At 54.9% G+C, this 18,720-nt stretch carries 23 protein-coding genes, 8 tRNA genes and 1 pseudogene; 17 read left to right on the forward strand and 15 right to left on the reverse strand.

Going from position 1 to position 18,720, the window contains the following annotated elements:
• On the forward strand, positions 1-180 hold a 180-nt coding region (locus tag BQ5353_RS12990), incomplete at its 5' end, for a hypothetical protein (RefSeq protein ID WP_162273103.1).
• 105 nt (positions 181-285) lie between these two features.
• Positions 286-1,869 (forward strand): L-serine ammonia-lyase, iron-sulfur-dependent, subunit alpha, encoded by a 1,584-nt coding sequence (locus BQ5353_RS02875; RefSeq protein ID WP_071427288.1) that lies wholly within the window; start codon positions 286-288, stop codon positions 1,867-1,869.
• Positions 1,870-1,950: 81 nt separating this feature from the next.
• Here BQ5353_RS02875 and BQ5353_RS02880 read toward each other — a convergent pair whose 3' ends face one another.
• Positions 1,951-2,160 (reverse strand): DUF378 domain-containing protein, encoded by a 210-nt coding sequence (locus BQ5353_RS02880; RefSeq protein ID WP_054330821.1) that lies wholly within the window; start codon positions 2,158-2,160, stop codon positions 1,951-1,953.
• A 206-nt stretch (positions 2,161-2,366) separates the two neighbouring features.
• Between BQ5353_RS02880 and BQ5353_RS02885 the strand changes: the two genes are divergently transcribed.
• Positions 2,367-3,077, forward strand: coding sequence for an MgtC/SapB family protein (locus tag BQ5353_RS02885; RefSeq protein ID WP_071427289.1), 711 nt, complete (start codon positions 2,367-2,369; stop codon positions 3,075-3,077).
• Between the two features lie 61 nt (positions 3,078-3,138).
• Positions 3,139-3,564, forward strand: a complete 426-nt coding sequence (locus tag BQ5353_RS02890; RefSeq protein ID WP_071427290.1) for an alanine racemase C-terminal domain-containing protein — start codon at positions 3,139-3,141, stop codon at positions 3,562-3,564.
• 44 nt (positions 3,565-3,608) lie between these two features.
• Here the strand turns inward: BQ5353_RS02890 and BQ5353_RS02895 are convergent, their stop codons facing one another.
• The 4 genes from BQ5353_RS02895 to uvrC all read right to left on the reverse strand — a co-directional run bounded on the left by BQ5353_RS02895 (position 3,609) and on the right by uvrC (position 7,131).
• Entirely contained in the window at positions 3,609-4,109 is a 501-nt protein-coding gene (locus tag BQ5353_RS02895; RefSeq protein ID WP_054330818.1) for a hypothetical protein, read from the reverse strand.
• 14 nt (positions 4,110-4,123) lie between these two features.
• A complete protein-coding gene (coaD, locus tag BQ5353_RS02900; protein ID WP_071427291.1) occupies positions 4,124-4,627 on the reverse strand; it encodes a pantetheine-phosphate adenylyltransferase in 504 nt (167 codons plus the stop codon).
• Entirely contained in the window at positions 4,628-5,170 is a 543-nt protein-coding gene (gene rsmD / locus BQ5353_RS02905) for a 16S rRNA (guanine(966)-N(2))-methyltransferase RsmD (RefSeq protein WP_054330817.1), read from the reverse strand.
• A gap of 86 nt (positions 5,171-5,256) precedes the next feature.
• Complete coding sequence (gene uvrC / locus BQ5353_RS02910) at positions 5,257-7,131, reverse strand: excinuclease ABC subunit UvrC (protein ID WP_074026300.1); 1,875 nt, start codon at positions 7,129-7,131, stop codon at positions 5,257-5,259.
• 282 nt (positions 7,132-7,413) lie between these two features.
• On the opposite strand from uvrC, the gene BQ5353_RS02915 reads away from it, so the two are divergent.
• Entirely contained in the window at positions 7,414-7,923 is a 510-nt protein-coding gene (locus tag BQ5353_RS02915) for a gamma carbonic anhydrase family protein (RefSeq protein WP_054330816.1), read from the forward strand.
• 100 nt (positions 7,924-8,023) lie between these two features.
• Here BQ5353_RS02915 and BQ5353_RS02920 read toward each other — a convergent pair whose 3' ends face one another.
• The 8 genes from BQ5353_RS02920 to BQ5353_RS02955 form a co-directional block, all read right to left on the reverse strand.
• Positions 8,024-8,293, reverse strand: a complete 270-nt coding sequence (locus BQ5353_RS02920; protein WP_054330815.1) for an HPr family phosphocarrier protein — start codon at positions 8,291-8,293, stop codon at positions 8,024-8,026.
• A gap of 405 nt (positions 8,294-8,698) precedes the next feature.
• On the reverse strand, positions 8,699-9,463 hold the full coding sequence (gene trmD, locus BQ5353_RS02925) for a tRNA (guanosine(37)-N1)-methyltransferase TrmD (RefSeq protein ID WP_054330814.1): 765 nt from the start codon (positions 9,461-9,463) through the stop codon (positions 8,699-8,701).
• Positions 9,463-9,990, reverse strand: coding sequence for a ribosome maturation factor RimM (gene rimM, locus BQ5353_RS02930; protein WP_054330813.1), 528 nt, complete (start codon positions 9,988-9,990; stop codon positions 9,463-9,465). Before rimM ends, trmD begins: the two co-directional genes overlap by 1 nt.
• 135 nt (positions 9,991-10,125) lie before the next feature.
• Positions 10,126-10,365 carry a KH domain-containing protein gene (locus BQ5353_RS02935; protein WP_369949007.1) on the reverse strand — a complete coding sequence of 80 codons (240 nt, stop codon included), beginning with the start codon at positions 10,363-10,365 and terminating at the stop codon, positions 10,126-10,128.
• 93 nt (positions 10,366-10,458) lie between these two features.
• Positions 10,459-10,701: a 30S ribosomal protein S16 gene (rpsP, locus tag BQ5353_RS02940; protein ID WP_054330812.1), complete on the reverse strand. Its 243-nt coding sequence runs from the start codon at positions 10,699-10,701 to the stop codon at positions 10,459-10,461.
• Between the two features lie 68 nt (positions 10,702-10,769).
• Positions 10,770-12,116, reverse strand: a complete 1,347-nt coding sequence (gene ffh, locus BQ5353_RS02945; RefSeq protein ID WP_054330811.1) for a signal recognition particle protein — start codon at positions 12,114-12,116, stop codon at positions 10,770-10,772.
• An 18-nt stretch (positions 12,117-12,134) separates the two neighbouring features.
• Complete coding sequence (ylxM, locus tag BQ5353_RS02950; protein WP_071427292.1) at positions 12,135-12,497, reverse strand: YlxM family DNA-binding protein; 363 nt, start codon at positions 12,495-12,497, stop codon at positions 12,135-12,137.
• Positions 12,498-12,694: 197 nt separating this feature from the next.
• Entirely contained in the window at positions 12,695-13,069 is a 375-nt protein-coding gene (locus tag BQ5353_RS02955; protein ID WP_071427293.1) for a hypothetical protein, read from the reverse strand.
• Between the two features lie 176 nt (positions 13,070-13,245).
• Between BQ5353_RS02955 and BQ5353_RS02960 the strand changes: the two genes are divergently transcribed.
• The 6 genes from BQ5353_RS02960 to BQ5353_RS02985 all read left to right on the forward strand — a co-directional run bounded on the left by BQ5353_RS02960 (position 13,246) and on the right by BQ5353_RS02985 (position 15,248).
• Entirely contained in the window at positions 13,246-13,929 is a 684-nt protein-coding gene (locus BQ5353_RS02960; protein WP_054330809.1) for a 5'-methylthioadenosine/adenosylhomocysteine nucleosidase, read from the forward strand.
• Positions 13,930-14,069: 140 nt separating this feature from the next.
• On the forward strand, positions 14,070-14,717 hold the full coding sequence (locus tag BQ5353_RS02965; protein ID WP_083386360.1) for a trimeric intracellular cation channel family protein: 648 nt from the start codon (positions 14,070-14,072) through the stop codon (positions 14,715-14,717).
• A gap of 149 nt (positions 14,718-14,866) precedes the next feature.
• Positions 14,867-14,940, forward strand: a tRNA-Gly gene (locus BQ5353_RS02970).
• Positions 14,941-14,973: 33 nt separating this feature from the next.
• Positions 14,974-15,050: transfer RNA gene (locus BQ5353_RS02975), tRNA-Arg, on the forward strand.
• Positions 15,051-15,054: 4 nt separating this feature from the next.
• Positions 15,055-15,131, forward strand: a tRNA-His gene (locus BQ5353_RS02980).
• 41 nt (positions 15,132-15,172) lie between these two features.
• Positions 15,173-15,248 (forward strand) — tRNA-Gln (locus BQ5353_RS02985).
• A gap of 345 nt (positions 15,249-15,593) precedes the next feature.
• Here BQ5353_RS02985 and BQ5353_RS02990 read toward each other — a convergent pair.
• The gene (locus tag BQ5353_RS02990) at positions 15,594-15,953 is read right to left on the reverse strand and encodes a helix-turn-helix domain-containing protein (protein WP_054330807.1); all 360 of its coding nucleotides are present in this window, start codon (positions 15,951-15,953) and stop codon (positions 15,594-15,596) included.
• A gap of 421 nt (positions 15,954-16,374) precedes the next feature.
• On the opposite strand from BQ5353_RS02990, the pseudogene BQ5353_RS13230 reads away from it, so the two are divergent.
• From BQ5353_RS13230 to BQ5353_RS03015, 6 genes and pseudogenes are all read left to right on the forward strand, one after another.
• Positions 16,375-17,010, forward strand: a pseudogene (locus tag BQ5353_RS13230) (hypothetical protein); the annotation flags it as partial.
• Positions 17,011-17,064: 54 nt separating this feature from the next.
• Positions 17,065-17,421, forward strand: a complete 357-nt coding sequence (locus BQ5353_RS13505; protein WP_233424525.1) for a trimeric intracellular cation channel family protein — start codon at positions 17,065-17,067, stop codon at positions 17,419-17,421.
• Positions 17,422-17,570: 149 nt separating this feature from the next.
• Positions 17,571-17,644: transfer RNA gene (locus BQ5353_RS03000), tRNA-Gly, on the forward strand.
• 33 nt (positions 17,645-17,677) lie between these two features.
• Positions 17,678-17,754, forward strand: a tRNA-Arg gene (locus tag BQ5353_RS03005).
• Positions 17,755-17,758: 4 nt separating this feature from the next.
• Positions 17,759-17,835: transfer RNA gene (locus BQ5353_RS03010), tRNA-His, on the forward strand.
• A gap of 41 nt (positions 17,836-17,876) precedes the next feature.
• A tRNA-Gln gene (locus tag BQ5353_RS03015) sits at positions 17,877-17,952 on the forward strand.
• A 345-nt stretch (positions 17,953-18,297) separates the two neighbouring features.
• Here BQ5353_RS03015 and BQ5353_RS03020 read toward each other — a convergent pair.
• Positions 18,298-18,657 carry a helix-turn-helix domain-containing protein gene (locus BQ5353_RS03020; protein ID WP_054330807.1) on the reverse strand — a complete coding sequence of 120 codons (360 nt, stop codon included), beginning with the start codon at positions 18,655-18,657 and terminating at the stop codon, positions 18,298-18,300.
• Positions 18,658-18,720 lie beyond the last annotated feature (63 nt).

Consider the following 18,720-nt stretch of genomic DNA (forward strand, 5'->3'; position numbering starts at 1 on the left):
GGGCAATCCCGCCTATCGAATCCCACCCCCATTGCAGCGGGGAAGGAGATCCCCCTGTGGCTGCGCCTTGGCACTGATCAAAACGGCCTGTCGGTGGTACTCTCGGAAAACTTCCGGGAGGTGGACTGCAACGCCGGCCTGGCAGTGACCGTCACCTTCTCGGAGGAAGCGGCGGACTAAACCGGCAATTCTACCCAAAATCCCCTTTGGGCGGGTACATCCACCGCGGAATCCCTTTTCCGTTGCCGCTGAAGAACTTTATCATAACAAAAGGAGTTGACCCCTATGAGCCTGGGTTTATTTGACGTGGTAGGGCCGATTATGCACGGCCCCTCCAGCAACCACACCGCCGGCGCCAACCGCATTGGGTACCTGGCCCGGCAGATCATGGGCGGCGCGCCCCGGCAACTGACCTTCGGCTTCCACCCCATCTTTATGGGCATGTTCCCCGGACACCGCACCCACATCGCCATGCTGGCCGGGTGCCTGGGCCTACGGGAGTATGACGAAGCCTGTAACCTCTCCAAACAGCTGGCGGACAAAGAGGGGATCACCCTCGCCTGCCGGCCCATCGAAGGGGAGGAAGTCGACCGCAACACCATGCGGATCACCGGCCGGGTAGACGGGGTGGATTGGCTGCTCAACGGCATCTCGGTGGGCGGGGGCAACATCGTCTTTGACCAGGTCAACGAGGTGAAAACCGACATCGACGGCAACTGCTATCTCACCCTGCTCCTATTCCGCCCAGGGACCGACTGCGCCGTTCTCCAGGAGGCCATCCGGGCCGGGCGCAAAGACCTGTTCCACCTGTATTTTGGGTCGGACAAGAAGGAAGTCCTGCTCATCGCCGAGACCCGGGACGCCGTCTCCCAGGACGAGCTTGCCGGGTGGATCGATCTGGGCGGCAGGGAAAACCTGATCCTCTCCCGCCGGGTGGAGCCTCTCTACCCCTTTGCGGACAAGGGGGATGCACCCCAGCTGTTCACCACTTTTGAAGAGTGGATGGATTTATGTAAAGGCCGTCCCCTCATCGACACCGTCTACGCCTATGAGGAGCAGCGCAGCCACCGCACCCGTCAGGAAATTTTGGAAGAAGCCCTGCGGTCGGTGCGGGTGATTCAAAAGTCCATGGTGCAGGGCATCCAGGGGAACAACCAATTGATCGGCGGCCTGTGCACCGGAAGCGATGGCAAGGCCATGGCCGACTACGCCAAAAGCGGCCGCACCCTGCTGGGGGAGACCTTCTCCATGGCCATTGCCCGGGCCCTCTCCATGGCGGAGATCAGCGCCTCGGCAGGGCTTTTGGTGGCGGTACCCACCTCCGGGTCAGCGGGCACCCTGCCCGGCGTGCTGTTCACCGTAGCCCAGCAGCTCCACAAAGATGAAACCGCCTTGGCGGAGTCCTTCCTGGTTGCAGCTGCTGTGGGCATGGTGGTGGGCAACACCTGCAGCTTCTCCGGCTCCATCGGCGGCTGCCAGGCGGAGATCGGCATTGGGGCCGGCATGGCCGCAGGCGGTGCCGTCTGGCTGGCGGGGGGTTCCCCGGAGGCAGTGGCCCATGGGGCGGCTTTGGCCATCAAAAACACCCTGGGCCTCATCTGCGATCCGCCCGCCAGCCCGGTGGAGGTCCCCTGCATCAAGCGCAACGCCATGGGGGTTTCGGTCGCCATGATGGCGGCGGAGATGTCCCTTGCCGGCATCCGCAGCGTCATGCCGCCGGACGACGTGGTCGCTGCCCTCAAGGACACCCAGGAACGGCTCCCCACCGAGCTGCGGGGCGCCTGTGTCGGCGGCCTTGCGGCGGCTCCTTACGCCAAGGTGCTCCAGGCAAAGTGGCAGGAAAAACTGGATTCCCTGCGGGAGTTGTAGGATGCAAACAAGGCGGCGGCCTAGTGGCCGCCGCCTTGTTTTGTTTGGGGAAAATGTTCTGCCGGGATTTCCACAATGGGATTAGTCCCGGATAGCTCCCTCTTCGGGGTCCCGGAACAGCAGAGAAATCGTCCAGATGCCAGCCAGCGCAACCAAGGTGTATACAATGCGGCTGATGATCGCCCCCTGGCCGCCAAACAGCCAAGCGACGGTGTCAAATTGGAAAATTCCAATGCCGCCCCAGTTGAGGGCGCCGATGATCACCAATATCAAAGCGATTTTATCCAGCATACTTTCAGCTCCTTTTGCTGGTAAGATGAGCGTTCCATTCTGTCACGCAGCATTAGTATGGCTGGCTGTTGCGGCAAATATGCAGCCCATCAAAAACACCGTTGATAAAATTTTCCAATTTTTTGATGGTTGATAGAATTCCCTTGTAAATTCCCCTATTTTTCCATATACTAGACTTAATTGCTATTTTGTAAGGGGGATTTCCTGTGGATTCTGTTCAACTTACCGCATACTTGGCTGAACTGAACCCTGTCTCCATCTTTCTGCGGCTGCTGTTGGCCACTTTATGCGGCGGGCTCATCGGCATGGAGCGGGGGAAAAAACGCCGCGCCGCCGGGTTCCGGACCCACATCTTGGTCTGTTTGGGATCTTCCGTCACCATGATCACCAACCAGTATCTGTTCACCGTGGTCAGCAATGGCGCAGGGGACCCGGGACGGCTGGGCGCACAGGTGATCAGCGGCATCGGCTTTTTGGGGGCGGGCACCATCATCGTCACCGGGCGGCAGCAGATTAAGGGGCTAACCACTGCCGCCGGGCTATGGGCCTCCGCTTGTATGGGCTTGGCTATTGGGGCAGGGTTTTACCTAGCAGCTGTCATCGCCTTTGGGTTCATCTTTGTGGTGGTCACCATGCTCGGCAGCTTAGACGATTATTTTTACAGCCGTTCCCGGACCATCTCTTTGTATATTGAGCTAAAAAACACCTTTTATTTCAAGGATTTGATCTCCTATTTAAAGGAGTCCCACCGCAAAATTGACAGCATTGATGTGGAAAAGGGCCAAGACCCAGGCCACGGCCACGACATCCTGGGGATTTTTCTCATCCTGCGGCTTCCCAAAGGCCGCAACGAATCAGGGGTCTTGGCGGAGATCCGCACCCTGCCCGGGGTCTCCTTTGCCGAGGAATTGGAGTAATTTCATAGAGAATGGGGAGTTCCCCTTTCCCCAACCGATATTAGAAAGAGAGGACCGAGGGATGAAATATCAACAAGACCGCGCTTGGATGGAGATTTCCCTGGATGCCATCGAAGAGAATTACCGCCGCATCTGTGGGTTTATCGGCCCGGATCGGCAGATCATGGCAGTGATCCCCCTCGGCTTTGCCGACGGCATCCGCCGCTCCATCGCCGGGCAGGTGCCCTTCCTTCTCCATGGAAAGCGTGTTCCCATCCTGGGTAAAATCTGCATGGATTACACCACGCTGGATGTCACCGACATCCCAGAGGCCCAGGAAGGGGACGTGGTCACCGTCTTTGGCGAGGACGGCGGCCTCTCCTTCCAGTCCTATGAACTGGCGGCCTGTTATCCCGGCTCGGTGGGGGAGCTGACCAGCATCCTCAGCCCCCGCATCCCCCGGTTCTACACCCGCAAAGGAAAAATTGTGGGCCGGCTGGATGAATAAAAATGCAAAAATCCCCCTCTCCCATTGGGAGAGGGGGATTTTTTCTATTCTGTGGGGCCCTGTTGCTGCTGGTGCTGCATAGCCTGCTGCAATTGCTTCTGGGCCCCTTTGATGGCCTGCCGGGTAGTCTTGATGTCCGACAGGGCCTTGAGCATAGTGTCCTCGGTCTGCTTGAGCAGGTTATCCGAAAATTCCTGGGAAGCCTGGCGCATCTCCCGGGATTTGTTCTGGGCCTGGCTGATGATCTCCGCCGCCCGCAGCTGGGATTGTTTGACCACCTCTTCCTGGGCGATCATGGCCCGGGCGCGGTCCTCCGCTTTGCGGACGATGGCCTCCGCCTCCCGTTTGGCGGTGGTGATGATGTCAGTGCGGTCCACCACAATGGCTTTGGCCTGCTTGATCTCGGTGGGCAGGTTGAGCCGGACATCGTCCAACAGGTCGCGGACCTTGTCCGCATCCACTACACAGCGTCCGCCGGATAGGGGAAGGCTCCAGGCTTTGTCCAGCAGATCGTCCAGCTGATCCAGAATTTCTTCGATGTTCATGACAAATCCTCCTTCTATTGTGGGCCCCCCTGCTTTTTGCAAAGCCGCTCCCGCACCTCGTTGTAAATGGCCCGGGGGACGAAATCCGTAATATCGCCGTCGAACATGGCAACCTGCTTGACCAAGCTGGAACTCAGGTACATGTTCTGGGTGCTGGTGGTCAAGAAGACGGTTTCCGCATAAGGCAGCATTTTTTTGTTGGTGAGGGCCATCTGGAATTCGTATTCAAAATCCGATACGGCCCGAAGGCCTTTGACAATGGCCACCGCCCCCTTCTCCCGCACATAGTCGATGAGCAGGCCGCAATAGGCGTCCACCTTGACGTTGGGCATCCCCTCCACCGATTTGCGGATCATCTCCACCCGTTCTTCGGGGGTGAAGCTGGGGGTCTTGGAGGGGTTGATCACCACCAGGACAATCACCTGGTCAAACAGGGTGGCCGCCCGGCGGATAATGTCCAGGTGTCCCAAAGTGATGGGGTCAAAGCTGCCGGGGCAGACCGCAATTCTCGTTTCCAATTATGCTTCCTCTTTTCGATACACGGTAATTTTTTTCTTGCCGTAGCGGTATTCTTTATACAGGCTAAAAGCCCCTGCTTTTGTGGGAAGGGCCTCATTCTTCTCGCTCTCGCAGAGGATGACGCCGTCTTCCTCCATCTTGCCGGCCAATAGGGGCAGGGCTTCATCCAAAAGACCCTTTTGATAGGGCGGGTCCAGAAGGGCGATGGAAAACCGGTCGCCGGTGGACTTTAAAAACCCGAGGGCGTCCATAGCGGCAACCCGGGACTTCTGCGCCAGCCCTGTGGACTGGAGGTTGGCCCGGATGACCTCCTGTGCCTCCCGGGAGGCGTCTACAAACACCGCGAATTTTGCCCCGCGGCTCAGGGCCTCAATGCCAAGCTGTCCGGAACCTGCAAACAGGTCCAGCACCATGGCCTCTTCCACTTCAAACTGAATGATGCTGAACATGGCCTCTTTGACCATGTCCGAAGTCGGGCGGGTTTCCAGCCCTTGGGGCGCTTCCAATTTTCTGCCGCGGGCAGATCCTGTGATAACTCTCATGGTACCTCCCAGCGGATAAAGATCCGCTTTGTTCTTATTATCCTAAGTTTGGGGATTTTTGTCAACCCTGTAGGGAACAGGGGAAATCACTCCCCATCCTCTGCAATTTCTTCCTCTTCTTGGGGGAAGAGCTCCGGGTGGAGGTATTCATACACTGCCTGGGCCTTCTGCCGGCTGATGCCTTTCACCTGGCACAGCTGTTCCACTGTGGCCTCGGTCATGGCCTTCTTGGTTTTAAAATATTGGAACAGTGCCTTAGCCCGGGTGGGTCCGATTCCCTCCACTGTGGTAAGGGCCAGCTCCAGCCCGGCTTTTTGATGCTTCTGCCGGCTGTAGGAGATGGCAAACCGGTGGACCTCCTCTTGGATGGTGGAAATCAGGGTGAACGCCCCCCGCTGGGAACCGATGGCGATCTCTCCCCCATCCAAGGCGATGGCCCGGGTGCGGTGGCGGTCGTCCTTGACCATGCCAAAAAGGGGAATCTCCACCCCGAACTGGGCCAGCACTGGGGCGACGGCGCTCACATGGCCTTTGCCGCCGTCCAGCAGGATCAGGTCGGGCAGCCGCCCAAAGGAGACCCCGCTTTCCTTCTCCTCCTCATACCGCTTCATCCGGCGGGTGATCACCTCCCGCATGGAGCCGTAGTCATCGATGCCGTTGACCGTCTTGATGCTGAACCGCTTGTAAGCGGATTTGAGGGGTTTTCCCCCTTCAAATACCACCATGCCCGCCACCACCGTATCGCTGCCGATGTTGGAGATGTCGTAGGCTTCAATGTACCGGGGGGGCTTCTTCAGCCCCAGCAGTTTGGCCAGTTCTGCCAAGGCGGCTACATCCCGGCCGGACTGCTCAGTCAGATGGGAGATCTGCTGGGCGGCGTTGGTAATGGCCATCTGCACCAGTTTGTGCTGTTCCCCCCGCTGGGGGATGTGCAGGGTCACCTTTTTCCCCGCCTGCTGGGCGATGTATTCCTCCACCAGCTCCGGGTCCTCATATTGGTCGTCGATTTCAATTAAGGGCGGGATGTCGCTGTTGCCCGAGTAATACCGCACTAGGAATTCGCTGCGGGCTTCAGGGAGGCTGTCCACCTCCCCCAAGAAGAAGTCTTGCTTGTCCACCAGCCGCTCCTCCCGGAATTTTAGCACCACGGCGCAGGTGTCGCCGCTGCCTTGAACAAAGGCATGGACATCCTGGTTCACCGCCTTGGCGTAGACCACCTTTTGCTGTTCGTTGATTTTTTGGATAGCTTTGATCCGGTCCCGGTAGTGGGCGGCCTTTTCAAATTCCAGGTTTTCCGCTGCCTCCTCCATCTTTTTCTCCAAGATTTTTAGGGTGGCATTGCCTCCCCCCTTGATGAAATCCATAGCCTGGGAGAGGGTCTCGGCGTACTCCTCTTTGGAGATTTTACCTTGGCACAGGCCCATGCACCGGCGCATGTGGAAGTTGAGGCAGGGCCTTCCCTTGCCGAATTCCTGGGGGAATTTGCGGCTGCAGGAGGGCAGGGCGAACACCCGGTTTGCCTCATCCACCGTCTGTTTCACCACAAATCCGGAGATATAGGGTCCGATATAGGTTGCCCCATCGTCCAGCCGCTGTTTGGCCGATTCGATGCGGGGGTATTCTTCATTGGTGATTTTGATGTAGGTGTACCCTTTGTCATCCTTGAGGAGGATGTTGTATTTTGGGGTGTGGTATTTGATCAGGCTGCATTCCAGCACCAAAGCTTCAAATTCGCTATCGGTGACGATGTATTCAAAGTCATCCACGTGCTGCACCATCTGATACACCTTGGGCAGGTGTTTGTCAATGGATCGGAAATAGCTGGAAACCCTGTTTTTTAGGGATTTTGCCTTGCCGATATAGATAATATTCCCCGATTTATCCTTCATGATATATACACCTGGCTGCATGGGCAGGTTTTTCACCCGCTTTTTCAGCCGGGCCAGAATTTCATCGGTCAATGGTTCCCCTCCTTTCCATAAGCCGCCGCACTCCGAACCTTTGCCGGTGAATGAAGCGCATCCCAAGCCATTGTACCATAAAGTCTGCACAAACGATAGGAATTGCGGTGCGGCTCTCGCCGCAAAGGGCTTCGCCCTGCAAGCAATTCTTCGAATGCCACAGCTTCGCTGTGGCTATTGTACCACAAAATACCGGAGAGAAAAAGCAGTGCCCCCATCCTTGCCAACCTGCCAACGATTTGCTATGATGAAACAAAGTCCACCTAAAAGGAGTTTTTTGGTATGATACAATCCCTTGGTTCCCACTGCCCTTCCATCGATCCTACCGCCTTTGTGGCGGAAAACGCCACCCTTGTGGGGAAAGTCTCGGTCGGCCCCGGCGCCAGCGTCTGGTACGGCGCCGTGCTGCGGGCCGACTTAGCCGCCATTCAGGTGGGCGCCGGCAGCAATATCCAAGACAACTGCGTCCTTCACCTAGACGAAGGCATGCCCTGCCTGGTAGGCGAAGGGGTGACAGTGGGCCATGGGGCAATCCTCCACGGCTGCACCATAGAAGACAACTGCCTCATTGGGATGGGAGCCATCCTCCTCAACGGGGCGGTCATCGGCCGGGATTCCATGGTGGGGGCCGGGGCACTCATCACCCAGAACACCGTCATTCCGGCGGGGAGTTTGGTACTTGGGTCCCCGGCTAAAGTCAAACGGATGCTGACCCCGGAGGAGGTGGAATCCATCCGCCGCTCCGCCCAGGAGTACCGGCAGATGGCCGCTCTCCACCAGGTCGGGAAGTAGTTCCCATCCGTCCGAGGGGATTCGGCTATTTTCCAAAATATGCAACAAGGGGGCTGACGATGGTCAGCCCCCTCCTGTCATGCAATTTGTAAGAAAAAGCCTAGTGGTTCTCAGTGAAACCGGAATCCACCAGTTTTACCAGGCCTTCCACAGCCTGCTCCTCGTCGGGACCGTCCGCGATGATGCGGATGGTGATCCCCCCGACAATACCCAAGGAGAGTACGCCCAGAAGGCTCTTAGCGTTGACTCTGCGCTCCTCTTTCTCCACCCAGATGGAGGACTTGTACTCGTTGGCTTTCTGGATGAAAAAAGTAGCGGGACGAGCGTGCAAACCGACCTGATTCTTAACAAAAACTTCTTTCACAAACATGGTTCATACTCTCCTATACACGTAATGTTTGGGACGTATTGTATCTGCACGGCGGTTTTCTTCGCTGATAGGGCAAATCCCCGCCAAAACCTGCATTGATTAAGTTCATTATAACATATCCAAAGCGATCGTCAATCCGAAAGGCTGGGAATGGGGCAGGTTTTCCCAAATTTCTGCTTGTTTTCCATAACCTGCACATTCATCCCCCAGTTGTTTGGTTGAAATCACTAGTAAGTTTTCAACATAATAAGCAGATTATACACTCCATAGGGGGAAATATCCGCTGTTCCAGTTATGCCTTGTACACAAGCCCTGTCTTTCCCCGCTGATCGCAGCGGGGGCTTTTCCGGGATTTGTTTGGATTCTCCCCGGTTTTGCGCCTATTTTGCAAGAATTCCTGCAAAATCACTCCTCTTCCCGCCATCCGCTCTGGGCCTGTTGGCGGAATCGGTATTCCTCCAAATAGGCCCGGTCCTCGGGGGTGAGGTCTGCTTTCTCCAGCATGTCCGGCCGCTTGTTGAGGGTGTTTTCCAGGGATTTCTGCCGCCGCCACTTGTCGATGTTGCCATGGTGGCCGGTGAAGAGGATCTCTGGCACCTTGCGGCCCATCCACTCCGGCGGGCGGGTGTACTGAGGGTATTCCAGCAGTCCATTGTAATGGCTCTCATCGGTGTAGCAGCTCTCATCGGCCAGCACCCCTTCGCAGAGGCGGCCCACCGCGTCCACCACCACCAAAGCAGCCAATTCCCCACCGGTGAGGACGTAGTCCCCGATGCTGATCTCCTCGTCCACAATCTCGTCAATGACCCGCTGGTCCACCCCTTCATAGTGGCCGCAGAGGATGCAGATGTTGTCCATCTTCGAGAGTTCAATGGCCTTTTGCTGGGTAAAGGGCTTGCCCTGAGGGCTCATGTAGATGACATGGGGTTTGGCCCCCATATCCTCCACAATGCTCTGGTAACAGCGGTAGATGGGCTCGGTCTGCATCACCAGGCCAAAGCCCCCGCCATAGGGGGCGTCGTCCACCCGGCCCTGTTTGCTGAGGGTGTAGGCCCGGATGTCCCGGCAGTGGATGTCCAGCTTGCCCGCCCGGCGGGCCCGGCCGATGATGCTGGTATCCAGCACTGTTTCACACATGTCCACAAAAAGGGTTGCAATCTCAATGCGCATCAGTCGTTTACCTCTTCCATCTCGTCAAACAGGCCCTCCAGGGGGGTGATGATCATTTTCTCCCCCTCCAAATCCACCGATTGGATAACCTGGGGGATGGCGGGGATCAGCCACTCCTGCCCCTCCCCGTCGGTGATGTGGTAGACGTCGTTAGCCCCGGTCTGGGAGACGTCGGTCAAGGTGCCGTACACCCGGCCGGTGTCCCTGTCCACCACCGAGAGGCCGATCAGTTCCTGGATGAAGTAATCCCCTTCCTCCAGCTTGGCGTCCGCCCGGCGGATATACAGGGTTTTGCCCCGCAGCTTGACCGCTTCCTCAATGGTCTCAATCCCTTTGAGCTTGAGCAGGGTCATATTTTTCTGGGCACGGCAGCTGGTGATGGTCCAGGGGGTTTTGCCGCCATCGGTGTACACCGTCCGAAATTCCTTGAGGAAATCCGGGGTGTCGCTCCAAGGATACACCTTCAGCTCCCCTTTGATGCCATGAGTGGTGACCACTTCGCCACACTCCAAAAACTCCAGTTTCATACTGTCCCTCCTGTTGCCGGTGTAATGCAGGCGGTTTCCAAAAAGTCCGCGGCCCGAAGGCTGTGGATTTTTTGCAGCCCGCCCTTTTATAGAAGAACAGGGAAAGCAAAGCCGCTTCCCCTGTCCGGTGTGCCATTAGTCGATTTCCACAGCGACCTTTTCCTCCGCACGGTTGGCGGCGGCGCGTACCACAGTGCGGATCGCCTTGGCGATCCGGCCCTGTTTGCCGATGACACGGCCCATGTCGTCCTCCGCCACATGGAGGTGGTAGACGATGGTTCCGTCTTCCAAGGGCTCGTCCCGGGTGACCGAGACAGCGTCTTTGTCCTCCACCAAGCCCCGCGCGATGGTCACAATCAGTTTGTCCAGTTCCATAGCATTTCTCCGTTCTGCCCGATTTGGTGGGCCTTGTGCAAACGGCCGGTCCGGCGCTAAAACCGGGCCGGCCGCGGCGATTGGGTCTTTGTCTTACAGAACGTTGTTCTTCTTCAGCAGGGCTTTTACGGTATCGGTGGGCTGAGCGCCGTTGGCGATCCATTTTTTCACTTTCTCAGCGTCCACTTTCACAGCGGAAGGCTCCTGATTGGGATCGTAGGTGCCAATCTCCTCGATGAATCTGCCGTCTCTGGGGTACCGGGAGTCGGCGACAACGATGCGGTAAAAGGGAGCTTTTTTGGCGCCCATGCGGCGCAGTCTGATTTTAACAGCCATGTATGTTCCTCCTGAATTCTTTCTTTTTTGGTTGATTTATGTTTACCCCTAATGGGGAAAAACCGCAGTTAAAAGGGCATGCCGCCAAAGGGCATGCGGCGGCGTTTTTTGCCGCTGCCGGACTTTCCGCCCAGCTGCTTCATCACCTTCTGCATCTGCTCAAACTGGCGCAGCAACCGGTTGACATCCTCCACCCGTGTGCCGCTGCCGGCGGCGATGCGGCGTTTGCGGGAGGGGTTGATGACGGTGGGCTTCTCCCGCTCCAGCTTTGTCATCGAGCTGATGATGGCCTCCACCTTTTTCAGTTCGGCCTCGCCCTGGGCAGCTTCCGCATCCCCGATCTTGCCAGAGAGGCCGGGGAGCATCCCCAACACTTGGCTCAAGGGACCCATGCTCTTGATCTGCTGCATCTGGTCCAGCAGGTCGTTCATATCAAAGGAGTTCTGCTTCAGTTTTTTGGCCATTTCCAGGGCTTTTTTCTCGTCCACTGTGGTCTGGGCCTTTTCAATCAGGGTCAGCACATCGCCCATTCCTAGGATCCGGGAGGCCATCCGGTCGGGGTAAAAGACCTCCAGGTCCTCCAGCTTCTCGCCGGTGCCTGCAAACTTGATGGGCTTGCCGGTGACCGCGCGCACCGAGAGGGCTGCGCCGCCCCGGGTGTCGCCGTCCAGCTTGGTGAGGATGGTGCCGTCGATGCCCAAGGCCTCGTCAAAGGCCTGTGCCGCATTGACAGCGTCCTGGCCGGTCATGGCGTCGATCACCAAGAGGATCTCGTGGGGTTTGACCTCCGCCTTGATGGTCTTGAGCTCGTTCATCAATTCTTCGTCGATGTGGAGGCGGCCGGCGGTATCCAAAATCACAATGTCGTTGCCGTGGTCTTTGGCGTGGGAAACCGCCTTTTGGGCGATCTCCACTGGGTTTCCAGCACCCATCTCAAACACCGGGACGCCGATCTTCTCCCCCACCACCTGGAGCTGTTTGATAGCCGCAGGGCGGTAGACGTCGCAGGCGACCAGCAACGGCCGCTTGCCCTGGTTTTTAAAGTAGAGGGCCAGCTTGCCGGAATGGGTGGTCTTGCCTGCGCCTTGAAGGCCACACATCATGATGATGGTGGGGATTTTAGAGGACATGTTAATCCGGGCGTTAACCGAACCCATCAAAGCGGTCATCTCATCGTTGACAATCTTGATGACCTGCTGGGCGGGGGTCAGGCTCTCCAGTACCTCGTCTCCAATGGCCTTTTCGGTGACCGCGGCGATGAAATCCTTGGCCACTTTGTAGTTGACATCGGCTTCCAGGAGGGCGAGGCGCACCTCCCGCATGGCCTCCTTCACATCGGATTCTTTCAATTTTCCCTTGGAGCGCAGCCGTTTAAACGCTTCGCTCAGCTTATCGGAAAGGCTTTCAAATGCCATGGCAGGTCCACCTCGTTTCTATTCGCTTAAAGATGTTGCAATTTCAATGATGCGGCGGGCTTTACGGACCGCTTCGCCATTGGTGGAGAACCGGGATTCATACAGGTCGATGTCCTGGGCGGCCTCGATGATCTCCCGAAGGCCGGCCTCAATCTCCCGGAACCGTTTGGCCAAGCCGAGGCGCTCCTCATATTCCAAAAGCTGGGCCTCCGCCCGCTTGATGGAATCCCGCACCCCCTGCCGGGTGATGCCCGAAAGGCCTGAAATCTCCGCCAGGGAGAGGTCGGCGTTGTAGTAGAGCTCGATGACCTCCCGCTGTTTTTCGGTGAGCATGTCGCCGTAAAAATCCAGCAGGATGGAGATGCTCAAATCCTTTGCCATCGCCCCGCCTCCCCGCATCCCATTGTGTAAAGGGATATTCTTTACAGACAATCCTTTTGTATTCTACCAGAGGATGGGATGGCTGTCAAGGAAATTCCTTTACATCTCCAAACTTTTTTTCGTTTCCTTGGCGATTTTACCCTTCTCCCCGGCGGATTCTTCCAAAATTAGTGGGATTCCGCGCAAACAGCCCCCGCTTACCGGGACACCTGCTTACCTCCTATTTTCTCCACCGCCGCCCCGGCCAAAGCCGAGCACCCATAAACCGCAATGCAGATAATCCACCCGTAATGAGGGTATTGGGGAGGGAGATGGCTTTGGAACCCGCCCAGCAACTCCCCCAAAACAACTCCGCATAGGTAGCCGCCGGATGTGACCCAGGCGAACCGGAACCGTCCCAGCAAGGTGGGGAAAGCCGAAACCAGGGCACAAGGGAGCAGGATGTTCCGCGCCGCCCAGTCCGGGGTGTAGGCATAGAAAGGCATACCGATGCCGAACACCTGCCGGCTCACCAGATAGGCTGTCAGATAGCATGCCAAGACAGCCCCAAATTGTAACACCCGTTGTTTCATAAAACCCCTCCTCACAGCCTTGGAGCGCAATGGATCCTTCTGGCACCATGATACCATGGGCGCTCAATGAGCTGCAACCCGAATTTTCCCTGCCTCGTTGACAGCATTCCCCCTCCCCCGCTATAATAAGGGAAAAAACAACACCGGCCCATCTGCCGGGGAAAGAGGAAACCGCTATGGTATGGGGAATTTTGGGGGCTCTGGACGAAGAAGTCGCCCTCATCCAGCAGAATATGGAGATTGAAAGTGCCACCAAGATTTACGGCACCACCGTTTATACCGGCAAAGTCTATGGGCAACAGGTAGTTTTGGTCTGCTGCGGCATCGGCAAGGTAAACGCCGCAGCCTGCGCCAGCGTTGTCCTGCGGGAATTTGGGGCCGACGCTATCATCAATGTGGGCATCGCCGGTGCGGCCGCACCCCAAATGAACATTCTGGATGTGGTTCTGTCGGATGAGGTTGTCTTCCATGACACCTGCAAAGCCATGGAGGAATACTATCCTTTCACCCAGACCTTCCGGGCGGATGAAACCCTGCTCCGCTTGGCTGAGGAAGCCTGCCAGGCAGTGCTGGAGGAGCCCTTCCATTTCCATGTGGGCCGGATCGCCACCGGCGACCAGTTTGTAGAGAGCAAAGCGGTCAAAGACGACATCGTCTCCCGGACCCACCCACTCTGTGTGGAGATGGAAGGTGCGGCTGTGGGCCAGATTGCCGTCATGAACAATAAGCCTTTCCTGGTGATCCGTTCCATGTCCGACAACGCCGAAGACAATGCCAACGATCTCTATGACAACTTCATCGAGCTGGCAGCGGGTCATTCGGCAGCCATCATTCTGGAAATGCTGAAAAAATCCAAGTAGGGCGTCGGATTCTCCTCGGGTTTTTTGGTTATTTGCACAAAGATTTTTAAAATTTTTAAAAGATATTCACAAACCAAAAAAGTTGCTGTATAATGGGCGCAGATTCACCTCCACCACTACAAAACAAGGGGGAAACATCTGTGCCCATTCTTGGCATCTTTGATTTTATCGGCGTGTTTGTCTTCGCTCTTTCGGGCGCTTTGGTCGCCATCCAGCGCAAGATGGACGTCTTCGGCATCTATGTCTTAGCCACTGTAACCGCCTGTGGCGGCGGGGTAATCCGGGATGTGGTTATGGACAATGGCATCCCTGCTATCTTCAGCAGCTACACCACCATTGCATTGATTGTGGCTGCGGCCACATTGGCCATCATGCTCTGCGCGGCCAGCTTGTCCGGCAAGCTTTTTCGCCGGGTCCATTGGCAGTTTCTGATGAACGCCTGCGACGCCATTGGCCTGGCGGTCTTTGTGGTGGATGCCGGTGTCAAATCCATCCGCCAGGGATACAACATGCCTCAGTTTTTGTTTGTGTCCATTATCACCGGTGTGGGCGGCGGTGTCCTGCGGGACTTGTTCTGTCAGCGGGTTCCGGTCATCCTGCGCAAAGAGGTGTATGCCTCCGCCGGGGTGGCGGGCGCTCTCTTCCTGTGGTTTGCCCACCCCTATTTGGGGATGACCATCGCCACCTATGGGGCCATGGCGGTTGTGTTCTTTGTGCGGATGATCAGCCTGAAGTATGACATGAACCTCCCCCGGGGGGAAGACCGGTCCCTCAACAGCATGTCTTAACGGGCCGCCCCTATCTATTGGCCCATTTCAAAAGTTGTTTCCCTGCTGATTTGCTGGAAATATGGGGAAAGGTTAAATTTCTATGCAAAAGCTGTTGACAAACTCACCCTATTTTGCTAAAATATAGTTCGTTGCTTAGGCAAATTCCTGCGGGTGTAGTTCAATGGTAGAATCCCAGCCTTCCAAGCTGGTCGCGTGGGTTCGATTCCCATCACCCGCTCCACACCCTTCTGGGAATCCTATAATTTTACAGTATGCGCCAATAGCTCAGCTGGATAGAGCAACTGCCTTCTAAGCAGTAGGTCAGGGGTTCGAGTCCCTTTTGGCGCACCATATGGTGGATATAGCGTAGTTGGTTAACGCGTCAGATTGTGGCTCTGAAGACCGTGGGTTCGAATCCCACTATCCACCCCATTTAAAAAGAAAAAGGCTTCGGCCTTTTTTCTATATATTGCTGGGCTGTCGCCAAGCGGTAAGGCACAGGACTTTGACTCCTGCATTCCGCTGGTTCGAATCCAGCCAGCCCAACCATATAGCGGGAACACTTTAGATCGGATGCGGATAAACCCGCATCCGATCGCCCTTTTCCGGGGTTTTTGTGTCCCAAATTTCAGCTCTGAAACAAAAGATCGCTTATGGCCGATTTCGGGCACTGGCATGATTCGAACCTTTTGTTTTCAGAAAAAATCCCAGCGCCCTTTTTGATTTTGCATTTCAAAAAGGGCGCTGTTTTTATATACCCCCAAAAATTCATAACAGGAAAGAAGCACCTGTCCGCTGGTTTTGGATACCAGCAGATAGGTGCCTTTTGCTTTTCAGTAAAATCAAGCTGCTTACAATTAAAGAGGATTCAAAAGGGAAAGGGGTTATTTCATATTAGTCATTGGAATCATTCCTTAGTGATACAAAGCTTCTGATAAAATTCAGAATAAACTGCTGCTCTTCCGGACTGAGCTTTCCCAGGAGCGACTGTATTTCACCCAGAAGTTCCTCGCCCACAACTGTGACCTGATATACCTCTCTAAGATCCATCAGATCCTGCAGAGGAATACATAATCCTTTGGAAAGACGCTGCAGAGTGGTAAGTGTAGCATTTGTTTCGCCGCGTTCCAGTCGACTGATGGATGTAGGATCAATCCCACAGGCAGCAGCAACATCATCCTGATTCATTCCAAGCTGAATTCGGATACCTCTCAGATGTTTCCCAAATGCAATATTGATATCTTCGGCTGCCATTCCATCACCTCTTTCCTTTAAGAATACTATTCCTTTCTCAAAAGTTTAAATGCGTATACGCTTAAAAAAATACATTTATGCCTATTTTTAAGAATGTTTCTATAGCAATCGGTAAATTGATATGATATACTTACCTTAAAAACAGATGTATTTGAATAGGGAAGATATGAGATTATGCAGTGCCTGCAGCTGTGCATATTCTGGACTTATTAGTTGACTGCAGCAATGAGAGGTTCCGATGTGTAGTATCTATAGGTGGCAGACCACCGTTCAGATAGAAAAAAGAATAAAGTCTGAGAAGTTTTCTGTATCTGAAACAGGATACAGTTCCTCTCTTGCGGTCTTTCACACCTTGTGTCGGTCTGTCTCGGTGACAGGCTGATGTAAGGTGTTTTTTGTATTCTGAAAGGAGATGGATTCGATGGCACTCAAATATACTTGTCCCAGCTGTGGAACGCCTCTGGGCTACGAAGGCTTGTGCTGGAAATGCAAATCTGAACAGGAGCGGAAGGCTGCTCTTGCCTGGACACCGGAACAAATTGCCGAAAAACAGAGAAACCTGATTCAGAACATTCAGCGGCTGGCAGATATGGATGACCCAGAGTTCACCGACTTTTGGCAGCTGCTTGGCTACCATGATGCCATCACCCCGGAGATCCAGCGGTCGGCATTGGCCGCAGAGGTGTTCTGGCCCTGTGAAATCTATTATCATGCCCCCGCCGATGTGCGGGATGGTCTGATTCATGCGCTGTTGTCTGCGGAATATTCCAGCGAGGCATCCAACCTGATGAGTTGCCTTGCTATGCAGGGAGATGACAAGGCAATGGAGACTCTGCTGGAGCTGGAGGGAAATCCCCGGCCCTGGTGCAAGGGCCTCTATGTAGATCCATCCAGCTATGCGCAGATCGGAGGCTGGACCTTTGACAAGGAGGGCCAGAGAATCCAACTGGGCTTCGATACCTGCTACCCTATGGTCAAAGGAACCACCGACGAGAAATCTCCCGTCCGCATTGGCCGAGAACGGGAAGATGCCTGTCCTCACTGCGGTGGACGCATGGTNGCGGCCAGCTTGTCCGGCAAGCTTTTTCGCCGGGTCCATTGGCAGTTTCTGATGAACGCCTGCGACGCCATTGGCCTGGCGGTCTTTGTGGTGGATGCCGGTGTCAAATCCATCCGCCAGGGATACAACATGCCTCAGTTTTTGTTTGTGTCCATTATCACCGGTGTGGGCGGCGGTGTCCTGCGGGACTTGTTCTGTCAGCGGGTTCCGGTCATCCTGCGCAAAGAGGTGTATGCCTCCGCCGGGGTGGCGGGCGCTCTCTTCCTGTGGTTTGCCCACCCCTATTTGGGGATGACCATCGCCACCTATGGGGCCATGGCGGTTGTGTTCTTTGTGCGGATGATCAGCCTGAAGTATGACATGAACCTCCCCCGGGTGGAAGACCGGTCCCTCAACAGCATGTCTTAACGGGCCGCCCCTATCTATTGGCCCATTTCAAAAGTTGTTTCCCTGCTGATTTGCTGGAAATATGGGGAAAGGTTAAATTTCTATGCAAAAGCTGTTGACAAACTCACCCTATTTTGCTAAAATATAGTTCGTTGCTTAGGCAAATTCCTGCGGGTGTAGTTCAATGGTAGAATCCCAGCCTTCCAAGCTGGTCGCGTGGGTTCGATTCCCATCACCCGCTCCACACCCTTCTGGGAATCCTATAATTTTACAGTATGCGCCAATAGCTCAGCTGGATAGAGCAACTGCCTTCTAAGCAGTAGGTCAGGGGTTCGAGTCCCTTTTGGCGCACCATATGGTGGATATAGCGTAGTTGGTTAACGCGTCAGATTGTGGCTCTGAAGACCGTGGGTTCGAATCCCACTATCCACCCCATTTAAAAAGAAAAAGGCTTCGGCCTTTTTTCTATATATTGCTGGGCTGTCGCCAAGCGGTAAGGCACAGGACTTTGACTCCTGCATTCCGCTGGTTCGAATCCAGCCAGCCCAACCATATAGCGGGAACACTTTAGATCGGATGCGGATAAACCCGCATCCGATCGCCCTTTTCCGGGGTTTTTGTGTCCCAAATTTCAGCTCTGAAACAAAAGATCGCTTATGGCCGATTTCGGGCACTGGCATGATTCGAACCTTTTGTTTTCAGAAAAAATCCCAGCGCCCTTTTTGATTTTGCATTTCAAAAAGGGCGCTGTTTTTATATACCCCCAAAAATTCATAACAGGAAAGAAGCACCTGTCCGCTGGTTTTGGATACCAGCAGATAGGTGCCTTTTGCTTTTCAGTAAAATCAAGCTGCTTACAATTAAAGAGGATTCAAAAGGGAAAGGGGTTATTTCATATTAGTCATTGGAATCATTCCTTAGTGATACAAAGCTTCTGATAAAATTCAGAATAAACTGCTGCTCTTCCGGACTGAGCTTTCCCAGGAGCGACTGTATTTCACCCAGAAGTTCCTCGCCCACAACTGTGACCTGATATACCTCTCTAAGATCCATCAGATCCTGCAGAGGAATACATAATCCTTTGGAAAGACGCTGCAGAGTGGTAAGTGTAGCATTTGTTTCGCCGCGTTCCAGTCGACTGATGGATGTAGGATCAATCCCACAGGCAGCAGCAACATCATCCTGATTCATTCCAAGCTGAATTCGGATACCTCTCAGATGTTTCCCAAATGCAATATTGATATCTTCGGCTGCCATTCCATCACCTCTTTCCTTTAAGAATACTATTCCTTTCTCAAAAGTTTAAATGCGTATACGCTT

Source organism: Merdimmobilis hominis, from assembly GCF_900104615.1.
In the GTDB taxonomy this organism is placed as follows: domain Bacteria; phylum Bacillota; class Clostridia; order Oscillospirales; family Ruminococcaceae; genus Merdimmobilis; species Merdimmobilis hominis.